The 19,684-nt window shown below is 61.5% G+C and carries 17 protein-coding genes; 11 read left to right on the plus strand and 6 right to left on the minus strand.

Features of this window, described 5'->3' with window-relative positions:
- Positions 1-11: 11 nt before the first annotated feature.
- From ACT6VE_RS08815 to ACT6VE_RS08825, 3 genes are read right to left on the minus strand one after another with little or no spacing between them, the layout of a single operon-like run.
- Complete coding sequence (locus tag ACT6VE_RS08815; RefSeq protein WP_444798229.1) at positions 12-824, minus strand: ABC transporter permease; 813 nt, start codon at positions 822-824, stop codon at positions 12-14.
- Positions 817-1,743 (minus strand): ABC transporter permease, encoded by a 927-nt coding sequence (locus ACT6VE_RS08820; protein WP_444798230.1) that lies wholly within the window; start codon positions 1,741-1,743, stop codon positions 817-819. The genes ACT6VE_RS08815 and ACT6VE_RS08820 overlap by 8 nt, the downstream gene beginning before the upstream one ends.
- 2 nt (positions 1,744-1,745) lie before the next feature.
- Complete coding sequence (locus ACT6VE_RS08825) at positions 1,746-2,843, minus strand: ABC transporter ATP-binding protein (protein ID WP_444798231.1); 1,098 nt, start codon at positions 2,841-2,843, stop codon at positions 1,746-1,748.
- A gap of 255 nt (positions 2,844-3,098) precedes the next feature.
- Here ACT6VE_RS08825 and ACT6VE_RS08830 point away from each other — a divergent pair, with 255 nt between their 5' ends.
- Positions 3,099-3,785: a GntR family transcriptional regulator gene (locus ACT6VE_RS08830; RefSeq protein WP_444798232.1), complete on the plus strand. Its 687-nt coding sequence runs from the start codon at positions 3,099-3,101 to the stop codon at positions 3,783-3,785.
- A gap of 86 nt (positions 3,786-3,871) precedes the next feature.
- Entirely contained in the window at positions 3,872-4,039 is a 168-nt protein-coding gene (locus tag ACT6VE_RS08835; RefSeq protein WP_444798233.1) for a hypothetical protein, read from the plus strand.
- 202 nt (positions 4,040-4,241) lie between these two features.
- On the opposite strand, the gene ACT6VE_RS08840 is transcribed toward ACT6VE_RS08835, so the two are convergent.
- From ACT6VE_RS08840 to ACT6VE_RS08850, 3 genes are all read right to left on the minus strand, one after another.
- Complete coding sequence (locus ACT6VE_RS08840; protein ID WP_444798234.1) at positions 4,242-5,504, minus strand: FAD/NAD(P)-binding protein; 1,263 nt, start codon at positions 5,502-5,504, stop codon at positions 4,242-4,244.
- Positions 5,505-5,623: 119 nt separating this feature from the next.
- Complete coding sequence (locus ACT6VE_RS08845; protein WP_444798235.1) at positions 5,624-6,094, minus strand: RrF2 family transcriptional regulator; 471 nt, start codon at positions 6,092-6,094, stop codon at positions 5,624-5,626.
- Between the two features lie 43 nt (positions 6,095-6,137).
- Positions 6,138-7,514: an FAD/NAD(P)-binding protein gene (locus ACT6VE_RS08850; RefSeq protein WP_444798236.1), complete on the minus strand. Its 1,377-nt coding sequence runs from the start codon at positions 7,512-7,514 to the stop codon at positions 6,138-6,140.
- A gap of 458 nt (positions 7,515-7,972) precedes the next feature.
- Here ACT6VE_RS08850 and ACT6VE_RS08855 point away from each other — a divergent pair, with 458 nt between their 5' ends.
- The 9 genes from ACT6VE_RS08855 (at position 7,973) to ACT6VE_RS08895 (ending at position 19,629) form a co-directional block, all read left to right on the plus strand.
- Positions 7,973-9,079: an acyl-CoA dehydrogenase family protein gene (locus ACT6VE_RS08855; RefSeq protein ID WP_444798237.1), complete on the plus strand. Its 1,107-nt coding sequence runs from the start codon at positions 7,973-7,975 to the stop codon at positions 9,077-9,079.
- A gap of 232 nt (positions 9,080-9,311) precedes the next feature.
- A complete protein-coding gene (locus tag ACT6VE_RS08860; RefSeq protein WP_069063034.1) occupies positions 9,312-9,929 on the plus strand; it encodes a helix-turn-helix domain-containing protein in 618 nt (205 codons plus the stop codon).
- A 39-nt stretch (positions 9,930-9,968) separates the two neighbouring features.
- Positions 9,969-11,045 carry an extracellular solute-binding protein gene (locus ACT6VE_RS08865; protein ID WP_069063033.1) on the plus strand — a complete coding sequence of 359 codons (1,077 nt, stop codon included), beginning with the start codon at positions 9,969-9,971 and terminating at the stop codon, positions 11,043-11,045.
- Between the two features lie 60 nt (positions 11,046-11,105).
- Positions 11,106-11,990, plus strand: a complete 885-nt coding sequence (locus ACT6VE_RS08870) for an ABC transporter permease (protein ID WP_444798238.1) — start codon at positions 11,106-11,108, stop codon at positions 11,988-11,990.
- Positions 11,991-11,994: 4 nt separating this feature from the next.
- On the plus strand, positions 11,995-12,780 hold the full coding sequence (locus ACT6VE_RS08875; protein WP_444798239.1) for an ABC transporter permease: 786 nt from the start codon (positions 11,995-11,997) through the stop codon (positions 12,778-12,780).
- Positions 12,781-12,782: 2 nt separating this feature from the next.
- Positions 12,783-13,898, plus strand: coding sequence for an ABC transporter ATP-binding protein (locus tag ACT6VE_RS08880; protein ID WP_444798240.1), 1,116 nt, complete (start codon positions 12,783-12,785; stop codon positions 13,896-13,898).
- Between the two features lie 17 nt (positions 13,899-13,915).
- Entirely contained in the window at positions 13,916-15,301 is a 1,386-nt protein-coding gene (locus tag ACT6VE_RS08885) for an NAD(P)/FAD-dependent oxidoreductase (RefSeq protein ID WP_444798241.1), read from the plus strand.
- A gap of 27 nt (positions 15,302-15,328) precedes the next feature.
- Positions 15,329-15,682: a cupin domain-containing protein gene (locus tag ACT6VE_RS08890; RefSeq protein ID WP_444798242.1), complete on the plus strand. Its 354-nt coding sequence runs from the start codon at positions 15,329-15,331 to the stop codon at positions 15,680-15,682.
- Between the two features lie 308 nt (positions 15,683-15,990).
- Entirely contained in the window at positions 15,991-19,629 is a 3,639-nt protein-coding gene (locus ACT6VE_RS08895; protein ID WP_444798243.1) for a FecR domain-containing protein, read from the plus strand.
- Positions 19,630-19,684 lie beyond the last annotated feature (55 nt).

Here is a 19,684-nt window from a genome sequence, read left to right on the forward strand (position 1 = left end):
TTCTCCTTTTTCTATTCGTTGTCCTTCTGAGGCGTACGGCTCAGGAAGAAGAAGAGGGTGACGATCGCCAGCGAGAGTACCAGGAAGACCGTCGAGATGGCGTTCATCTCCGGGGTTACGACGCGGCGCAATTGCCCCAGCATGTAGGTCGGCAGTGTGTCCTGACCGCCGGACTTGACGAACTCGGTGATGACGACGTCGTCGAGCGAGATCACGAACGCCAGCATAAGTCCGGCGAGAATGCCCGGCCAGAGCAATGGCAGTGTGACATAGCGGAAGGTCTGGAATGACGAGGCATAGAGGTCAGAGGCGGCGCGCTCCAGCGAAAGGTCCATGCTTTCGAGACGCGCGCGGATCGGCATGTAAGCGAAGGGGATGCAGAACGACGCATGTGCGACGATAAGGTAGCCAAGGCCGGAATAGCCGGTCCACACCTTGATGCGGGAAAACAGGATCAGCAGCGCCACGGCCGTAACGATTTCCGGCACGAGCAGCGGCATGTTGATGATCGAGTACTTGAGCGTCAGGCCCCGGTATGGGGCCGTCCGCGTCGTCGCGATGGCGGCGAGTGTCGCGCAGGCCGTCGCGATGACGGCGGCGACCGCCGCGATCTGGAGCGAGCGGACCGACGCCTCGATGACCTGCTGGTTGTTCCAGGCGCTGTGGAACCAGCGTAGCGAAAAGCCTTCCCAGATGGCGATCGACGAGCCGGAATTGAAGGAATAGACGACGAGCGTCACGATCGGCAGATAGAGCAGGAAGAAGCAGAACATCGCAATCGTCGCGAAGCCCGGCTGGCGCTTGATCGAGAAGGACTTAGCCATGGGCGCTGCCTCCCGACTTCGATGCATTGCGGACATAATAGAGCATCGCGAAGAGCACGATGATGACGAGCGTGACGGAAAGCGCAGCACCAAGCGGCCAGTTTCGACCCTGGCCGAATTGCAGCTCGATCAGGTTGCCCACCATCAGGTTCTTGCCGCCGCCGAGCACGCGCGGCACCACATAGGACGACAGTGCCGGCACGAAGACGAGGATGGAGCCGGCAATGATGCCAGGCTTGACCAGCGGAATGATGATGCGCCACAGCACGCCAAAGCGCGTGGCGTAAAGATCGTAGCCCGCCTCAATCAGCCGGAAATCCAGCTTTTCCAGGCTCGCATAGAGCGGCAGAACCATCAGCGGCAGGAAGACGTAGGTCATGCCGAGCATGATGGCGAAGTCGGTGAACATCATCTGGATCGGTGCGGAGATGATGCCGACGTTCATCAACACGGTGTTGATGATGCCTTCCGAGCGGATCACCTCCTGAATGGCGAAGGTGCGGATGAGCATGTTCGTCCAGAAGGGAATGGTGATCAGGAACAGCCAGAGCGAGCGGTTATGCGGTGCGCGCGTCGCGATGAAATAGGCTGTCGGAAAGCCGAAGATCAGGCAGAACACCGTCGTTGCAAAGGCGAGCTTGGCGCTGCGCCAGAAGATCGAGAAATGCGCATCCGCAAGGGAGACGGTGTCGTCGAAGATGTCGCGTGTGAAGAGGACGTTGAACCAGCCCTCCATCGAGAACTGCCATTTCACGTCGCCATAATTGCCCGGCGCGAGAAAGGAGTAGATGACCACGATGAGGAGAGGGCCGACGCCGGCCGCAAGGATGAGGAGGAGGGCGGGAGCGCTGAGCAGCCAGCGGTCCCGCACATGTTTCTTTTGCCGCAGTTCGGTGGCGTCCTGAGCGCTGTCCGTCATGGCTAGTCCCTCAGTATCTGGGCGACATCGTCATTGACGGCGATGCTGACGCGTTCCTGCTCGGAGAAGCCGCAGGGGCCGCTCTTGGCATTCTGCTGGCGCACGATGAAGGTGCCGCCGCCATCGACCTTGACGTGAAAATGGTTGTCCGTGCCGAGATAGACGATGTCGTCGAGCACACCCTCCAGCGCACCGGAACCAGGCGGGCCGAGACGGGCATGTTCAGGGCGGACGACGATGGTGACCTTGCCCCTTGGCGTGACGCCTTCCGGGTAGGTCGCAGACACTTCCGCACCGGAGGAAAGCCGTACGCGGGCGGTGTCGCCGGAAACAGAGACGACCTCGGCTTCCAGAAAGTTTGTCTCACCAATGAAGTCGGCGACGAAACGTTCGGCCGGGCGGTCGTAGATGTCCCAGGGGGAACCCACCTGGCGGACCTTGCCAGTCGACATGACGGCAATGCGGTCGGACATGGTGAGCGCTTCTTCCTGGTCATGGGTGACGAAGACGAAGGTGATGCCGGTTTCCAGTTGCAGGCGCTTCAGTTCCATCTGCATGGACTTGCGCAGCTTCAGGTCGAGCGCCGAAAGCGGTTCGTCGAGCAGCAGCACCTTCGGCCGCGGCGCAAGGGCACGGGCGAGCGCCACACGCTGCTGCTGGCCGCCGGAAAGCTGGGTGACCGGGTTGTTGCCGCGCCCCTCGAGATGCACGAGCTTCAGCATGTCCTTGACGACGGAGTCGATCTCCGACTTCGGCTTGCCGAGCATCTTGAGCCCGAAGCCGATGTTCTCGGCGACCGTCAGGTGCGGGAAGAGGGCGTAATTCTGGAAGACCGTGTTGACAGGCCGCTGGTTCGGCAAAAGGCGGGAAATATCCGTCCCATCAAGCAGAACCTGCCCTTCGGTGGGCAGTTCGAACCCGGCGATCATGCGCAGGAGGGTGGTCTTGCCACAGCCGGAAGGGCCGAGAAGGGTGAAGAATTCGTTCGAGCGGATTTCCAGCGTCACGTCATCGACGGCCTGGAAGGTGCCGAACCATTTCTTGATGCCATGCAAGCCTATAGCTCCGCCATGGGCCGCGGTCATTCGGGTATCAGTCATCGGTTCCCCGTTTTTCGACCGACGCTCGAGCTTCCTCCGCCCAAACCGCCGGCTGTCCTCTGTCCGGCCGCTGATCACGGCTCTTATGTGATAGGCTTATCTTGCTTATGATCACAACAAACCATAATTTGATCAAATCTGTAAAGGGCCATTTTAAGCTTTGCGACAATATCAGTTTTGCGTGCAAAGCTTCTGAAATTCAGCCCTGAGGCGTGAGGCCGGCAAAAGCCGGGCCTGCAGAGGGGAGGGTACAGCATGTTCGTGGCAGCCAGTCGTGAAGCGTCCGAATCCGCCAAGCAATGGGTCTACCGCGTGTTGCGGCGGGGTATCATGACGGGTCAGTTCGAGCCGGGCGATCCGGTGACAATCAACGGTTTGGCCGAGGCGCTTGGCGTCAGCGCCATGCCGGTGCGCGAGGCGTTGCACCGGTTGGTTTCGGAAGGGGCGCTGGAGCTGCTCGACAATCGCCGCGTTCGTGTTCCGGATCTCGACCCACAGAGTTTCGAGGAGGTGCTTGAAGCCCGCGTGGCACTCGAAACCCGCGCCGCCGAACGCGCCATGCCCTTCATCGACGACAGGCGGCTGGCCCGCATGCGGGCTTTCGACCAGCAGGCCGACCAGGCACTGGCTGCCGGCAATTTCGGACGACTGGTGGAGGCGAATTTCGATTTCCATCGTTGCCTCTATGAGGCGAGGCCGGGCACCGTGATGCTGCCGCTCATCGAATCCCTCTGGCTGCGTCTCGGTCCCTTCATGCGTCGGGCCGGCGAGACCCTTTCGCAAACCTACCAGGTCGATCGCCACGCCGAGGCGCTCGCCGCCATCGTCCAGCGGGATGCAGAAGCCCTGAAGGTGGCGATCGCCGCCGATATCCGCGACGGCACCGGCTATCTTGGCCGCAGCCATTTCGCGCGGGTTGCGGCTTTGGCAAAGACGGGCTGAAGATGATCCATCCGCTCGGTCAGCCCTTGCCGTCCGAGCCAAATCGCGTAAGTCTTCTGATGACTTGCAGTGCGACGGAGGACGCCTTGAACGACAACAATGTTCTGAAATTCGAACGCCGGAAGCCGCAACAGGACAACGGAAACAAACCTGATGCACCGGGGCCGAAAAAGGGACTGATCTGGATCGCCGTTGTCGTCGTCATCGCGATCGTCTGGGCGTATTACCAGTTCATGGCGCCACCGAGCCTTTGAGCCGCGCGCCTGCAATTGTTCCTCGAATCGCTGAGTGACCGCGTTTCCGAATACATCGTTAGTGCATGTCGCACTTCATCCTTGAACCCACCCCGCTTCATCGATAAGTCGCGTAATCTATCTTATGGAACTAGATGAGGCGCTTTGCCCGATGGCGTTGACCGGCTCCACAGGTCGGACGGAAACACATCCTGCGCGCCTTTCAAGACCGCGACGCCAGGACGAAAGTGTGTCGTTGCATATCGAGGACGGCCCGGTAGGCCTGCCGCACGGTTTCGGCGAAAACGAACGGACCTGGGCGGAGGCTGGAGGCGGCAGTGCCGACCACTGACAGGCTGTGCAAGGGCTTGCCCTCAACAAGGAGGCCACCGCAGTCATTGGCGCTCAGCGCGCCGAGGTCCACACCAAGAAGCCGGGCGAGTGCCGAAGCCGACGGCGTCTCACGACAATCTATCGTGTTTTCGTCTCGTCTTTCCGGGACTGGCAATGAAACGAATTGCGTGCGGCCGGTTTCGAGTTCCGCAACGAGGCGGCGGTGAATGTCGCGTGCGATGCGGACGGAAAAATGTCGATGCAGGTGCAGAAGATGCCGGCGGTAGTGGTTCCGCTCCTTCTGCGGAAGGTTGCGCCAGACGGCGGAAAGACGAAGGGAGGCGGCGTCGACCACCGATTGCCATTGGCCCATTTCCCGGCCCTCCGCGCTACGACACTCCCGGCGGATGTAATGGAACGCATCCCGGAGCGATCGGCTGACCGGCGGGGGACCAAAACTCGCCCTGTCGTGGCCGCGACCATAGGGTTGCGGCAGGCGGCCGGGTGATGCTGCGACTTGAACCGGCCCGGCATAGCCGCTTGCCCGCAAGTCTAGCAAGATCGCCGCAAAGCGCGGGCCGTTGCCGAGGAGTGTCAGCGCCGGCGGATCCTCGTGCTGGGAGAACCGATCGGCAGCTGCATAAGCTGCACGCCACGAATCGGTTTCGCTATGCGTTGTCCCAAAGCCGGTGGCAATGAAAACATGGTCGAACGCGACCGTTTCCCCTTCCTTGAAGCGGAGGTGGACGCGGTCGTTTTGAGAGACGATATCGCGCACGTCGCCCCGGAAGGTGCGGATACGAATGTCCTTGCGAAGGCTCAGGGCCTCGCTGAAGCGGGCCATCACATAATCCCGGAATAGTGCGCGCGGAACATGCAGGTCCTGCGGACCGCGCAGCGAGGCAATGGCACCGTCCGCCAGAAGGTTGCCTTTCAGCCATTCGGCAAAGTCGTCGGGTCGATCGGGGACGACCGACAGGTCGCGTGCTGGCTCGGTGGTCAAGGCCCTGCCTGCCGGGCCATTGCCGAAGGCGCCCGGGGCATCCTGCGCATCGATGAGCCAGGCTTCGAAAGGCTGATGAAAACGCTTCATGAGGGCGATTGTCGTGGCAAGGCCGGACAGCCCTGCCCCGATCACCGCAATTTGCGTCATCGGCTGAGAGCTTTCTTGCGGTGCGATCCTTTCGACGAACATGCAATACCCCTTCCTTGCGCACTGGAACGAGACGTCTGATCGTATCATATCGCTGTTTTCTCTAAATTCTACCTTTTTTATGTATTTTTATTATTGATCGGGTCGCTGGCAGCAACCCACCCGTCAAACAGTCCTTCGGATGGGGCATCCAGAGCGTCGGCAAGCGTCGTGTTGTCGAGAATTTCGTCGTATACGAAGGCGATCCGCGTAAAGACACGCCGAACGGCGCACGGCCTTTCACCCTGGCAGCCTGCACAATTTCCGCCATTCGCCAGGCAGGTAGCCGGCACCAAGGGGCCTCCTGTCGTACGGAGAACGTCACCGAACGTGATTTCGTCGTGGCGTTTCACCAGCAGATATCCGCCCAACTGACCTCTGCGGCTGGCGACAAAACCGGCCCGCTTGAGCTCCAGCAGGATTTGCTCGAGAAACTTCTTCGGGATGCTTTCGCGGCTGGCGATCACCGAGATTGGCAGGGAGGTTTCAGGCGGCAGCCGGGCGAGCGCAAGCAGCGCTCGAAGGGCATACTTCGATTTTTGCGAGATCATGGTGCCTCGCTCATGCGTGAGGAAACAACACGCGGCGAGCCCCTCATCCGGCGGAAATCCGCGCGCCGATATTTTCGGCAACCGAGCGCGCCTGAACGCGGATATCGGGCACGGCGGTGATCTCCCAGTGACGTCCGGCGGTTAGCGGGCCGATAGCATAAAGGCGGGTTTTGTTGTTGCCACCGCCGGTGAAAACCGCCGAGCTTTCATCGACGTCGATGCCAAGACCGGTAGAATGGGGCCGAACAAGGCCCCGGTCGGCGAGGTTTGTCAGAAGCGGAGAGGCCTTCACCGTACATCGGTCGAAACCGGTGCAATTGACAACCAGGTCCGCAGATATGGCCAATCCGTCAGATGTCTTGATCTGCGCCTCGACCCGCCTGCCCGTCCATCGCAAAGCTTCCAGCCGTCCTTTGTAGCAACGGAGTTGTCCGGACCGGCGGAGCGCCTCGATTTCCGCAGCAGCGGTGGGTGCCATGCGATGGCGGTGGACATTCCAGAAGGTCGCGGCATGGCGTAGAAAGCGACCTTGCTGCGCGGGACTCCAGCGACCCCATATCTCCTGAGTAGTCAAGCGCAGACCATCCATGACGGCCCGCCAGTCCGCCGCCAGGTCTGCCTCTACCCGCAGGATCGCGAGCATTTCACTAACCTCGCCCTGGCCGGGGGTAAGCGCCGGCGGCATGGGATCGGCGCGGTGGGCGAGGTGCGCTTGCGGCAGCAAAGCATGACGCGAGACGGCGTGAATCGTGCCGCGAAAGCCCTGCCGCTTGAGCAGCAGGCATTGATCGACCATTGTCAGCCCGGTTCCGACGAGCAGGACATCGCCCTCGCTGGGCAGGCGTTCGAGCCAGTCTTCCGACGAGGGATCGTGCACGATGAAGGGCTGGATGTCGGCGGTTATTTCGTCTGCGCGAAGCGGCAGGCGCGCAGTGCCCGCACCCGTGCAAAGGGCTGCAAAATCCGTGACAAGCTGCGTTTCGTCCGAAAGCTGAAACATGAGGCCGCCGCTTTGCATGGCTTCGGCGCTACAGGCCTCCGCGTCGACAAGGGTCAGCGCAGCGCGATTTGCGGTGCGCTTCAAGGCGGCCTCGAGGTTGTCGCCGAGATAGCGACCATAGAATTGCCGGGGCACGAATTCGCCCCCTGCCCCGGATTTTCCGTTCTCGGCCAACCAGTCGACGAAATGGTTCGGCCGGTCGGCAAAAAGGCTCATGCGGCCGGCGGGTACGTTCAAGACGAGGCAGTCCGCTTTAGCTGAATAGGCGACGCCTCTTCCTCGTTTGCTCGCCAGGCCGACGAGACAGACCCTCGCAGTTGCGGGCAACACGTCGACGAGATTGAGCGACAGGGCAACGGCCGAGAAGCCCGATCCGATGACGGCGACATCCGCCTGCCTTGCCGGCGTTCTGATGGTCATTCAAATTCCTCCCCCGAGGATCCGCTTGGTAAGGGTGGCGCCATTATATACCAAATATATGGATTTTAATTTTTCTCAATGCGCCAAACAAACGCCCACACCATCAAGCGAGTTCCCTCGCCGCGCAGGCAAGCGCCTTGTATGGTACCTGTGGGATGGTAGAGTGCCGGCGCGAATGCCGCGAACACTCAGTGCCGCCGGGATTTGCAATCGCGGATGTGGGCACGATGGTCTCACGGGCGCATTTCTTTGCGGTGCAGGCGCGGGGACTCATGATCTTCCTGAGTGCATTGAAAACCTTCATGTTTTCACAACCCAGCGGATTGTTGGCATGGAAAGTGCCCACCACTTTAGAGGCGAAAACGCGGAAACAATCTATACAGTCTCTATAGAATGTGATCTTTTTGCCTGTCTCAGCCTATGCGCCCTGAAACCACCTTCAGCAAGGAGCAGACGACATGGGTACGATTTCATCGCCGCTTGACCGACCCATTCGAACCGCAGCCGTCATCAGCACGGAGGACGAAGCGATTGCGGTGGCACGCACGATCGCGGGTGTTTTCGGCGGTTCGGGACATGCTCCGGAAACGGCGGAAGCGCGGCTTGACCTTCTCTCACGCTCCGGCCTGCTCGGCGTTTCCGTGCCGACCGATCATGGCGGCATCGATGTCTCCAACACAATCCTCGCCACCATCTGTACCGAAGCGGCGGCGCAATCGGCAACGCTCGGTGAAATTCTCGCCGCTCATTTCGTCGGTCTGGAGCGTGTTCGAAGTTTGGGTACGGAGGGACAGCACAACACGGTTTTCTCCGCAGCGCTTGCCGGCGCGCGGCTTGCGGGCGCCTCAGTACAGCGCAAGGAGGCGCCGACAGATGCCTTGACGCTGGTTCCGCATGGCCTTGGCTGGCGCTTGAACGGCGAGGCATTTTGTACCCCCTGTACGCGGCACGCTGATTGGGTGCTGGTGCCGGCGCGGCCCGGCGGCGGCAAGACGGCCGGCCTCCTGCTTTCGGTTCGTGTATCGGGCCTGCGCTATGCCGCCAACACCTGCGAGCCGGCAAACGGGAATCCGCAACCGGCTGAACATGTGCTTTTCAAGGATGTCGTGGTCGACGGCGATACCCTGCTGCATCCCGCTGGCGAGGGCGTACAGCGCTCCGTCCCTCACGACCTCGAACTGCTTCTCGAAGCGTCACGATATCTCGGTGCGGGGCGTCGCGTGCTTGTGCGCATGCTCGATCGGCCGGATGCCGCACCGTTTACTGTCGGCCTGCTTTCGGCACGGCTTGCAGCGGCGGATGCGATGATCGCCGAGGCCGGACGCGCGATCGATGCCGCCCAGATCGGGCTCGCCGAACATCATCGCACCAACGCCTTTCTCGCCGCCGCCGCCGCTCTGGCCATTGCCCGGGAAGCGTCCGACCATGTCAAGGATGCAGAGACCGCACGATCTGGTGACGCAGCGTCAACCGGCGGCCTTCCGGGGCACTTGCTTTCTGCCCTGCAGGAAAGCGGGCAAATTCATCTCGAACTGCACCGGCATCGTGATGACGGGGAAAACTAGGCTGCAAGGCTAAAGTGATCTATGCAGTGTTCTCGTCAATAATTTGTATTATCCATATTTTTCGTATTCTGTCCTAGCGTTTCCAGCCAGCGAGACAATGCAAATCATGGCGCACGCCCTCCATGGGCAGACATGAATTTCGCGCGCCGTTCCGCATAAAACAGCCAATGGTGAAATTCGCTGTTGCCAAGCGCCAATCCACTTAATACAGTGTTAAGTGAGAGGTGAGGCCATGGACGATATCGCTGTTGCTGCGAAGAATCAGGCTGTTGTCGGTGAGAAGGTCAAGGCTTTCCGCACCGCCCGACGCATGTCGCTGCGCACGCTGGGAGACGCTACCGGCACGACCGCGAGCTTCCTCAGCCAGCTCGAACGGGGTCTCAGCGGCGTCAACATCAGCACGCTGATGCGCATTGCCGGCGCACTCGGCATCAGCCTCACCGACCTTTTCGACGACGGGTCTCCGCCCGTTGGCCGCGTCCTGCGCAAGCATGAGCGCCCTGCCCTGCCTCCGGCCGAAGGCTATCGCAAGATGCTTCTGTCGCGGCGTCCGATCCGCGACATGGAAGTCTATATCGGTGAATTCGATCCCGGTGGCTCGACGGGCGACAAGCCTTACAGCCATGGGGATTCGCATGAACTCTTCTTCGTCCTGCAGGGTAAGGTAGAGCTCACCCTCGGCGAGGAACGCCATGTGCTGTCGGCCGGCGACAGCATCGAATATCCAAGCTCGGTTCCGCACAAGACCGAAAATATCGGCACGGAAACCGCTGAAGTCCTCTGGATGATCGCGCCGCCCACCAGCGTCGCGGATGACCTCGATAAATACCTGCCACGGCCGGGCTCGTAACCGCAGCAGGAACAACGCACGCGAGCGCTACTGGGAGTAATGACGATGAAGAATTTTGCGAGGGCTTTCGCCCTAACGATGACGTGCGCCCTGGCGTTGCCGGCGTTTGCACAGGAAAAGCCGGTCGCCGGCGAAGTGAAGGAAGGCTCGCTCAAGGGCAAGACGCTGACCTTCGTCTCCTATGGCGGCATCTACCAGGACGGCCAGGTAGCCGCCCTTCAGGATTTCGTCACGAAATCCGGCGTGACGCTGCTCAATGACGGCCCGACGGAAATCGCCAAGCTGAAGGCGCAGGTCGATGCCGGCAACGTCACCTGGGATGTCGTCGATACCGCCGACCTGCCGCCCTACGTCCATTGTGGCACGCTGTTCCAGAAGCTCGATTTCTCCAAGCTCGACGTGTCGAAGATCCCGCCGAACCAGGTCGGCGAGTGCTCGGTTCCGGCGATGAACTACGGCGTCGTGCTGATGTACAAGAACGAGACCTACAAGGACAATCCGCCGAAGAACTGGGTCGATTTCTTCGACACGGAGAAGTTCCCCGGCAGCCGCGCCATCGACGGCAGCGGCGATCCGACCGGCGGCCTGATAGAGCAGGCCTTCAAGGCAACCGGCGGCGATCCGAAGGCGATGACGGCCGATGACATCGAGAAGGGCATCCAGAAGCTGCGCGATCTCGGCCCGGACACGATCTATTGGAAGACCGGCGCTGAATCGCAGCAGCTCGCCGAATCCGGCGAGGCCGACATGGTCATGATGTGGACCGGCCGTGCGATGACCGCTGTGAAGAACGGTGCCCAGTATACGCCGGTCTGGCAGGACTGGCTGGTCGTCATGGACCAGATGACCATTCCGGTCGGCGTCAAGGATACCGATGCGGCCTACGCCCTGCTCAACGCCTATCTCGGCGCACGCTCGCAGGAGATCCTGACCGAAAAGACCTCCTACACGCCGATCAACCTCGACTCCAAGCCGAAGGTGGATGACGTCACCGCCGCATTCCTCACCAGCACGCCCGAGCGTATCGGTCAGAGCTATCAGCAGAACATCCCGTTCTGGGTGAAGAACTTTGATCTCGCCGCCGAGAAGTGGAACGCGCTTCTCTCCGGAAACTAAGCCCTTGATCCCTCGCAAGTCCGGCTCCGGCCGGACTTGCTTCAATAACGGGAGATCTCCATGACCGCCACGCCCGACCTAGTCGCCAGCGCTGAACAGCCCAGCTTCCTTTCACGATTTCGCCCCCGCGGCGCGGTCTGGCTTGCAGCGCCCGCCGTTCTGGTGCTCGTGATTGCGCTGGCCTATCCGCTGGCGATCGTCGTCGTCCGCAGCTTCACCGATCCAGCGCCCGGCATCGACAACTACGTCTGGTTCTTCCAGTCCGCGGTGAACAGGACGGTGCTGCAACGGACCTTTGTGGTCGCCGCCTGGGTGACGCTGGTTTCGCTCATCTGCGCCTATCCTTACGCCTACGCCATGACCATCGTCGGCAAGAATGTCCGGCTGGTGTTGATCCTTTGCGTGCTCGTGCCCTTCTGGCTGAGCGGTGTCGTGCGCACGCTGGCCTGGGTCATCCTTCTGCAGGATTCCGGCGTCATCAATTCCTTCCTGCGCAGCCTCGGCCTGTCGCCCGTCAAGCTGATCCGTACGCTGCCCGGCGTCATCATCGGCATGACGCAGGTGCTGTTGCCCTTCATGATCCTGCCGATCTATTCCGTGATGAAGGGCATAGATACCCGCCTGTTGCAGGCCGCCCGCAGCCTCGGCGCAAAGCCCTGGCGCGCCTTCGTGCAGATCTACATGCCGCTGTCGCTACCCGGCGTCTATGCCGGCGTCATCATCGTCTTCATCCTGTCGCTCGGCTTCTACATCACGCCGGCACTGCTGGGCGGCCCGCGCAGCACCATGCTGTCCTCGCTCGTGCAGAACCAGGTGCTGAGCCTGCTCAACTGGGGCCGTGGTGGCGCCATGGGTGTCGTTCTGCTGGTCGCAACCTTCGTGCTGCTCGCCATCGCCGCCCCGCTGATGCGTCAGAAGCACACCAGCTCGCGCAGGGAGGCCTGAGCCGATGCCCTCTTTCCCGCGCGTTCTCCTCGGTCTCTTCTGCCTGCTCGTCGCCGCGCTGTTGCTGGCGCCGACGCTGGTCGTGATCCCAATGTCGTTCAACGGCAACAAGTCGCTGGCCTTCCCGCCGGTCGGCTTTAGCTGGCAATGGTACGGCAACTTCTTCACCAATCCGGACTGGACGACGAGTTTCACCAACTCGCTGTTCATCGCTCTCATCGTTGCAGTCGTCGCAACCGTCGTCGGCACCCTCGCCGCCTTCGGCGTGACCCGCGCTGCGGCACGCACCGGCGGGCTGCTGCGCGCCCTGCTGATCACGCCGATGGTCGTGCCCGGCGTGGTTCTGGCGATCGGCATCTATGCCGTCTATCTCGACGCTCATCTCGTCGGTACCGTCACAGGTTTCGTGCTGGCGCATACGATGCTCGCCATTCCTTTTGTCCTGATCGCGGTGCAGGCCAGTCTCGAAGTCTTCGATCGCCGGTTGGAAACGGCGGCCTCGAGCCTCGGTGCCGGCCGGCTGACGGTGTTTCGCACCGTGACGCTGCCGCTGATCCTGCCGGGCATCCTCTCCGGCGCGCTCTTCGCCTTCATCACTTCGTTCGATGAGATCATCGTCGCGCTGTTCATCACCAGCCCTTACCTGAAGACCCTGCCGGTGCAGATCTATTCGTCGATCACCCGCGACGCCGACCCGACCGTTGCTGCCGTCGGCACGCTGCTCTTCATCGCAACGTCGCTCATCATCATTGCCGGCCTGCTCGTCGGTACGCGCCGTGGAAGGACATGACCATGAATGCACCCCAACGATCCGCTGGTGCTGCGATCGAAATCCGCAAGGCCTCGAAGCGTTACGGCGCTTTCGTGGCCCTCAACGACATCGACCTGCACATCCGCCCCGGCGAGTTCATGACGCTGCTCGGCCCCTCCGGTTCCGGCAAGACGACGACGCTTAACCTGATCGCCGGCTTCACCGACATCAGTTCCGGCACGCTGGAAATCGGCGGCAAGAGCGTGACCGGCCTACCCTCGCACAAGCGTAACATCGGTGTGGTCTTCCAGCACTACGCGCTCTTCCCGCACATGACGGTCGGCAAGAATGTTGCCTACCCTCTGGCGCTGCGCGGTATTAAGGGCGAGGACCGCGAACGCCGGGTCAAACGCGCGCTCGACATGGTGAAGATGGCGGATTTCGCCCACCGCTATCCGAACGAGCTTTCCGGCGGCCAGCAGCAGCGCGTGGCGCTCGCCCGCGCGCTGGTCTTCGGTCCGCCCCTGCTCCTGATGGACGAGCCGCTCGGCGCACTCGACAAGAAGTTGCGCGAATGGCTCCAGCTCGAGATCAAGCGCATCCACCGCGAACTCGGAACGACCTTCGTCTACGTCACCCACGACCAGGAAGAGGCGCTGGTGTTGTCCGACCGCATCGCCGTCTTCAATGGCGGCCGCATCGAGCAGATCGGTACGGGACGTGAACTCTACGATAATCCGGCAACGCTGTTCGTTGGCCGCTTCATCGGCGAATCCACCGTGCTGCGGGGCGCAAGCGAAGTCTCCGGCAACAACACGATCATGGCTATCGGCAGCGACAGGGTCGTGGCGCACAGCCGCCTTGCGGGCGACGCCCGGCCAGTCATGCTCCTGCGCCCGGAGCGCGTGGCGCTGAAACGCGCCGGCACTGATGTCGTCACCGGCGAAAACCGCCTGTCCGGCACGGTCGCGGAGGCGATCTATCTCGGATCCGGCTCCAAATACGAGATCCGGCTGAACGACGGCACGATCGCCGTGGTGCGCAGCCCGCTCGGTGCAAGTGATTTCGCCATCGGCGACAGCGTGGACATCACCTTCATGCCCGCCGACCTTATTCTTCTTCCCGACGACGCCAGCGCCGACGTGACGCTGACCTGAACCCGAAAGCACTATCAATGGACGTCAAGACGAACGGCAACATCTCCTTCTGGTACGCCGATATCGGCGGTATCCCGCAGAAGCGGGCTCCGCTTCCCGGCGATCGCGAGGCCGATGTCTGCATCATCGGCGCCGGCTATACCGGCCTTTGGACCGCCTACTATCTGAAGAAGGCCAATCCGGCGCTTAATATCGTGGTCCTCGAGCGGGAATTCGCCGGCTTCGGCGCGTCGGGCCGCAATGGCGGCTGGCTCTCCGGCGGCTTCAGCTGGTCGCGTGAGAAATACGCAAAAACCTCCAGCCGCGGCGCCGTCGTCGACATGCAGAACGCCATGGCCGGAACCGTCGACGAGGTCGAGCGCGTCACCAAGGCCGAGGGCATCGACGCCGATCTCATTCGCGTCGACAAGATCATCGCCGCCACCAACGCTGCCCAGCTTGAACGTGTGCGCGAGGGCTACCAGTTTGATCTCGACTGGCAGATGCCGCCGGAACGTGTGCAGCTTCTGTCGGCTGACGAGGCCGCAAAGCACATCAACATCGCCGACCTCCGCGGCGCCATCATCTACCGCGGCATGGCCCGCGTGCAGCCGGCCAAGCTGGTGCGCGGTCTTGCACGCGTCGTCGAAAGCCTTGGCGTGTCGATCTTTGAGGGAACGAGCGTCACCTCGTTCGAGAAAGGCCGTGTTGAAACTGACCGCGGCACGGTGCGCGCGCCTTACATCATCCGCGCGACGGAAGGCTTTTCCGCAGGCCTGCCGGGCTACGAGCGGACATGGCTGGCGCTGAACAGCGCCCAGATCGTCACCGAACCCGTGCCGGATGCGCTCTGGAAGCAGATCGGCTGGGAAGGCCATGAACTGCTCGGCGACGCGGCGCACGCCTATTGTTACGCCCAGCGCACCCGTGAGGGCCGCATCACCATGGGCGGGCGCGGCGTACCCTATCGCTTCGGCTCGAAGACCGACGTCAACGGCCAGACACAGCAGGCAACCATCGACGCGCTGCACGGCATCCTGACACGGCTTCTCCCGCAGACGAAATCGCTGAAGATCGACCACGCCTGGTGCGGTGTGCTCGGCGTGCCGCGCGACTGGTGCACGACGGCCGGTTTCGATCGCTCGACCGGCATCGGCTGGGCCGGCGGCTATGTCGGCCTCGGCGTCTCCAGCTCGAACCTCGCCGGCCGCACGCTTGCTGATCTCGTGCTCAACCGCGAGACGGAACTGACCGGCCTGCCCTGGGTGAACCGCACGGTCCGCAAATGGGAGCCGGAACCGTTCCGCTGGCTCGGCGTGCACTCCATGTACCAGCTTTACCGCATGGCGGATGACCGCGAATTCGCCGGCCAGCCGCACACATCGAAGCTGGCGGCACTCGCCGACAGCATTACCGGCCATTGAAACACGTACTTTAAGACAGGACATATGATGATCAGTTTTGAAAATTTCGGCGACCTCTTGAGCCTCGATCTCGGCGCCTTCGCGTCGAAACCGACCTCGCTTGAGGGCAATCAGGAGGAGGCGGCCGTCGCCCTCTGGACGAGCCCCGATGGCAAGATGGAAACCGGCGTGTGGGAATGCACGCCCGGCCGCTTTACCGCCGACCGTAGCGACAATGCCGAGATCTGCCACCTGCTCGTCGGCCGCGTGACGCTGCACAACAGCGACGGAACGGCCAAGGAGATCGGCGCGGGCGAAATGTTCGTGCTGCCGCGCGGCTGGCGCGGCGAATGGACGATCCACGAGCAGACCCGAAAGATCTACACGATGGTTGCCGCTTGAGACAAATGGAAGGGCCGGGGCATGAAGCCCCGGCCCTTCCATTTTATCCACCGCCGTTCGATAACCCGCGAATCTGAAAGCATTTCGAACATAAATCGAAGATTGCCCACAAAATGAAAAGGCAGTATCTGTACGCCACGTTCGCGTTCAACTTGCATCCGTTGTTATCGACATGCTGCTTTCCGCCCTTGCATAAGCATCGGCAGTTTGTGAGGCCTCGTCGTACCCGAGTCGGATGACGCGATCTTTCGCATCCTGGTGGGGGAGTTGGGTTGCACGGACGGGATTTGCATCGATATCGAAGCGGAATGAAGCCGCTTCTGGCGAGCGTGTTGCATCTGGCGGCGGCGACAAGCCTCGTCGGCCTGTCGCCTGACAGTGCGATGGCCGACCCTGTGGATCGTGGCGGTTCGGTGGCCGGTTCGGTGATCGAACAGAAGATGGGCGAGGAAGTCCGCTTCGTCGATTTTTCGAACTGGCAGAACGTGGTGCGCTACCAGAACCTTCTGGGCGGGGATGTGCTGCGCACCAATGCGGTCGGCCAGCTCGCCATTCTTTTCGCAGACCGCACCCAGATCCGGCTCGGCCGTAATTCCGCGCTACAGGTCAAGCAGATGGCGCCGGGCGGCGACACCACGCTGAACCTCCAGTCCGGCACGATGTGGGCCCGCGCCCAACGCGGCGGCCAGGGGCTTGCGGTGGAAACCCCGGCAGCAACGGCGGCAATCCGCGGCACGGACTGGACACTGACCGTCAAGGGCGACCAGACCTCGCTGGTCGTGCTCGAAGGCCAGGTCGAGCTGAAGAACGAACTTGGCAGCGTGGAAGTCTCCCAGGGCGAGGCTGCCGTCGCGTCTGTCGGACGGGCGCCACAAAAGTTCGTCATCGTCACGCCGGACGACCGCGAGCAGATGCTTTTCTACCTGACCCTGCGGGACGGCTTCACCATCATGCCGGCAACGCCGTTGCCGCTCAATAGCATGCGCGAGGAGCAGGCACGGGTCTCGGCTATTCCTGCCGACGCGCGCAGTGCAGACGACTGGCTGGTTCTTGCTGAGACAAGCTTGAGCCTCACCGGGCGGGACGCGGCACGCGTCGCACTCGCCGAGGCCAGGAAGGGGCGCCTGACACGTTCCGGCAAGGCGCGTGCCGCCATGACGGAGGCATTGCTGGCCGGCGCAGAGACGCGCTACGCTGACGCTGCGCGTCTTTTCGCAGAGGCGAAATCCGGGCTGGATCCCGTCCGCCGCGGCATCGCCGCCTATGGTGAGTATTACGCACGCTCGCTGGCGAACCCCGAGCTTGTATTGACGCCGCCGGGAGAGGTTCGGGACCCCTATTCTGCCGTTATGAAAGCCTACACTGTTGGCTTCCTCGAAGACATTCCCGCAGCGATCGCCGTTATGCGCGACGCGGAAGCGCGCTTTCCTGACGAATCGTCGCTTCCGGCAATACGTGCTCTTCTCGCCCAGCTCATAAACGACCGCAAGCAGATGCGCGAAGCGGTCGATCGCGCGCTCTCCCTCGATCCCGATGATCCGCTTGCCTTGGCTGCCCGTGCACGGCTTCTCGTCGATTTCGAAGGTAATCTAGAAGGAGGCCTCGCGGATCTGACACGCGCAACAGAGCTTGTTCCGGGCTCCTCCGCGATGTGGAACGATCTGGGCCTTCTGCAAGACGCGCGCGGCGCCACGCGCGCAGCGGAAGCGGCATTGATACGGGGGATGGAACTCGATCCGGAAAGTCCCATCGGGCACGCCAACCTTGCGATTTTCTACCTCGATCAAAGCCGTATGAAGGAAGCCAAGCGCGAAATCGATCTGGCGATTGCCGCCGACCCTGCCTTCAGCTTCGCCCTGCTTGCCCGCGGCCGCTATTATCTGCAGACCGGCGACCTGAAAAAGGGCGTGGACGATATGCTCGCAGCCTCCACCGCCAATCCGGGGCACTCGCAATCCCAGCTCCTGTTGGCGGCCGCATACTACGAAAGCGGCGCCCGGGAACCGGCCGACCAGGCGCTCGACAATGCCGACCGGCTCGACAAGAACGACCCGGTCATTTCGTCCATGCGCACCGCGATCGCGATTGACGACTATGATGCTGAAGGAGCGATCGAGAACGCCCAGGAGTTCCTTCGCCGCTCCCGTGCACAGGGCGGCCATTTTGCCGCGCTCGACGCCAATCAGAATGCCGGCTCCACCCTGAACAACGCATTTCGCCTGCAAGGACTGAACGCGTGGGGACAGTACTACGGTGATGTGGTTTTCGATCCCTTTGAAGGCAGCTCCTACGTCGACCAATCGATTCGCGGTGGCACAGACCCACTGACAAGTTCATTTCTCTTCGGTGAAAACGTCATCACCGACAATCCGAACAGCAAGTCATTTTCGTCGTTCTTCCAGGGCCTGTTGTTCGACCCACATATGATTTCCAGCCGGTCTCGTTCCGCCAATCTTCTGCGTCGGCCATTCTTCGAGGGATCGATCGGTATCGGCACGACCCTCAACCCGGGTACAGAAGGGTGGGTCGGGGAGCTGGAGCTTCAAAGCTATTCGAACGAGCCGGTGCCATTCAGCGGCTATCTGAATCTGCAGTACGCGGATTCGCCGGATAGAACGCGCACGGTTCTCGACAGCGGCATTCTTACCCGCAACAGCGAAAACGAACAGAAGATCATGGGGCTGAATGGTTATCTGACCTCCACCCTTACGCCGGATGATCGGCTGGTCGCCTACGCCAACCACAGCACGTCCGGTTTCGAGTTCAATACGCCCTACATCAATCTCTTTTTCCCCGGCCGTCTTTACGGGGTGGACACCACTTTCACCACGGCCGGTCTCGGCTGGAGCCATACGGTAGACTATCGCAATGTGGTGAATACAGCTCTGCTCTTTTCCTCGCTCGATTTTGAGCGAAGAATGCGAGAGGAAATTCCGCCATTTTTTCAAGATGGCACAACGCTGTTCGGGCAGAAGAGCTACGTCGCTGCGGTCAATCATGTCGTCGAGAGCGACAATCTCACTTGGCGTTATGGCGTGGAAGGCGGCGTTCTGAACAATTCGTTCGATATCCGGGTCGAAGCTTCCGACGTCCCGGCGGTCAGCGCGTCCACCCGGGATGAAAGCTACTTCAGCAAAGCCTATGTCGACCTGTTGCATGACATTACGCCGGATCTGAAGGCTGAATACGGCCTGTTTGGAACCGTTCTCGGGGGCAGCGAAAGTGACGCCGAGCATCTCGAGCCACGCGCGGGGTTTGCCTGGATACCTGCCGAGGGACACTGGCTGCGAGCAGGCTACATTCGCCAAACGTCGGATATGACGACACCGACGCTTGCTCCCATCGGGATCGTCGGATTGCAGGCCAATGATTTCAGCGTAGGGTCCGATGGTTATTCGGACACATTGGCCCTCAAATGGGATGCCGAATGGACGGATCGTTTCTTCACGACGGTCGACTACCAGCACCAGACCTTTCACGACCTGACAGTGAACGACGCATTGCTCCTATCAAGCTATAGCTTCAGCAGGGCGGAAGCCGATCGCGTCGCCGTTACCGCCAATCTCGCGCTGCCTCATGGCTTCGGCCTTTCGGCAACCTATGCATTGGCATTTTCCGAGGTGAAGGATCAGACAAGCCCTGCTTTCGGCCGGGCCTTGCCCTTTCTGCCTCGCCACACGGGACAAGTCGCGGTTACCTATGTGAGCGACGCCAATCTGAAAGCGACGTTGGCCGCCAACTATGTCGGCGAACGCTATGGCGACGTCACCCCTCGCAAACTGGATGACTATTGGACATTGGACGCCGAACTGACCTGGGAGCCGTTTGACAAGAACATCGCTTTCGAAGCGAGTGCCTACAATTTGCTGGACGAGGATTTCGAAGTCATGCCGGGCTTCAACGGATGGGGCCGGGTGTTCAAGGGAATGGTGAAGATCCGCTTCTAACCAGCCGTGCCTGAACGGAATTCTAACACTGTGAACGACAAAGCCGGTCCAGCTA

The organism is Shinella sp., from assembly GCF_052438155.1.
Taxonomy (GTDB): Bacteria; Pseudomonadota; Alphaproteobacteria; order Rhizobiales; family Rhizobiaceae; genus Shinella.

What these genes read in the sequence shown, in the direction of transcription:
- ACT6VE_RS08815 (WP_444798229.1), bottom strand. Translation starts at nt 824, where the DNA reads ATGGCTAAGTCCTTCTCGATCAAGCGCCAGCCGGGCTTCGCGACGATT.
- ACT6VE_RS08820 (WP_444798230.1), bottom strand. Translation starts at nt 1,743, where the DNA reads ATGACGGACAGCGCTCAGGACGCCACCGAACTGCGGCAAAAGAAACAT.
- ACT6VE_RS08825 (WP_444798231.1), bottom strand. Translation starts at nt 2,843, where the DNA reads ATGACTGATACCCGAATGACCGCGGCCCATGGCGGAGCTATAGGCTTG.
- ACT6VE_RS08830 (WP_444798232.1), top strand. Translation starts at nt 3,099, where the DNA reads ATGTTCGTGGCAGCCAGTCGTGAAGCGTCCGAATCCGCCAAGCAATGG.
- ACT6VE_RS08840 (WP_444798234.1), bottom strand. Translation starts at nt 5,504, where the DNA reads ATGACGCAAATTGCGGTGATCGGGGCAGGGCTGTCCGGCCTTGCCACG.
- ACT6VE_RS08845 (WP_444798235.1), bottom strand. Translation starts at nt 6,094, where the DNA reads ATGATCTCGCAAAAATCGAAGTATGCCCTTCGAGCGCTGCTTGCGCTC.
- ACT6VE_RS08850 (WP_444798236.1), bottom strand. Translation starts at nt 7,514, where the DNA reads ATGACCATCAGAACGCCGGCAAGGCAGGCGGATGTCGCCGTCATCGGA.
- ACT6VE_RS08855 (WP_444798237.1), top strand. Translation starts at nt 7,973, where the DNA reads ATGGGTACGATTTCATCGCCGCTTGACCGACCCATTCGAACCGCAGCC.
- ACT6VE_RS08860 (WP_069063034.1), top strand. Translation starts at nt 9,312, where the DNA reads ATGGACGATATCGCTGTTGCTGCGAAGAATCAGGCTGTTGTCGGTGAG.
- ACT6VE_RS08865 (WP_069063033.1), top strand. Translation starts at nt 9,969, where the DNA reads ATGACGATGAAGAATTTTGCGAGGGCTTTCGCCCTAACGATGACGTGC.
- ACT6VE_RS08870 (WP_444798238.1), top strand. Translation starts at nt 11,106, where the DNA reads ATGACCGCCACGCCCGACCTAGTCGCCAGCGCTGAACAGCCCAGCTTC.
- ACT6VE_RS08875 (WP_444798239.1), top strand. Translation starts at nt 11,995, where the DNA reads ATGCCCTCTTTCCCGCGCGTTCTCCTCGGTCTCTTCTGCCTGCTCGTC.
- ACT6VE_RS08880 (WP_444798240.1), top strand. Translation starts at nt 12,783, where the DNA reads ATGAATGCACCCCAACGATCCGCTGGTGCTGCGATCGAAATCCGCAAG.
- ACT6VE_RS08885 (WP_444798241.1), top strand. Translation starts at nt 13,916, where the DNA reads ATGGACGTCAAGACGAACGGCAACATCTCCTTCTGGTACGCCGATATC.
- ACT6VE_RS08890 (WP_444798242.1), top strand. Translation starts at nt 15,329, where the DNA reads ATGATCAGTTTTGAAAATTTCGGCGACCTCTTGAGCCTCGATCTCGGC.
- ACT6VE_RS08895 (WP_444798243.1), top strand. Translation starts at nt 15,991, where the DNA reads ATGAAGCCGCTTCTGGCGAGCGTGTTGCATCTGGCGGCGGCGACAAGC.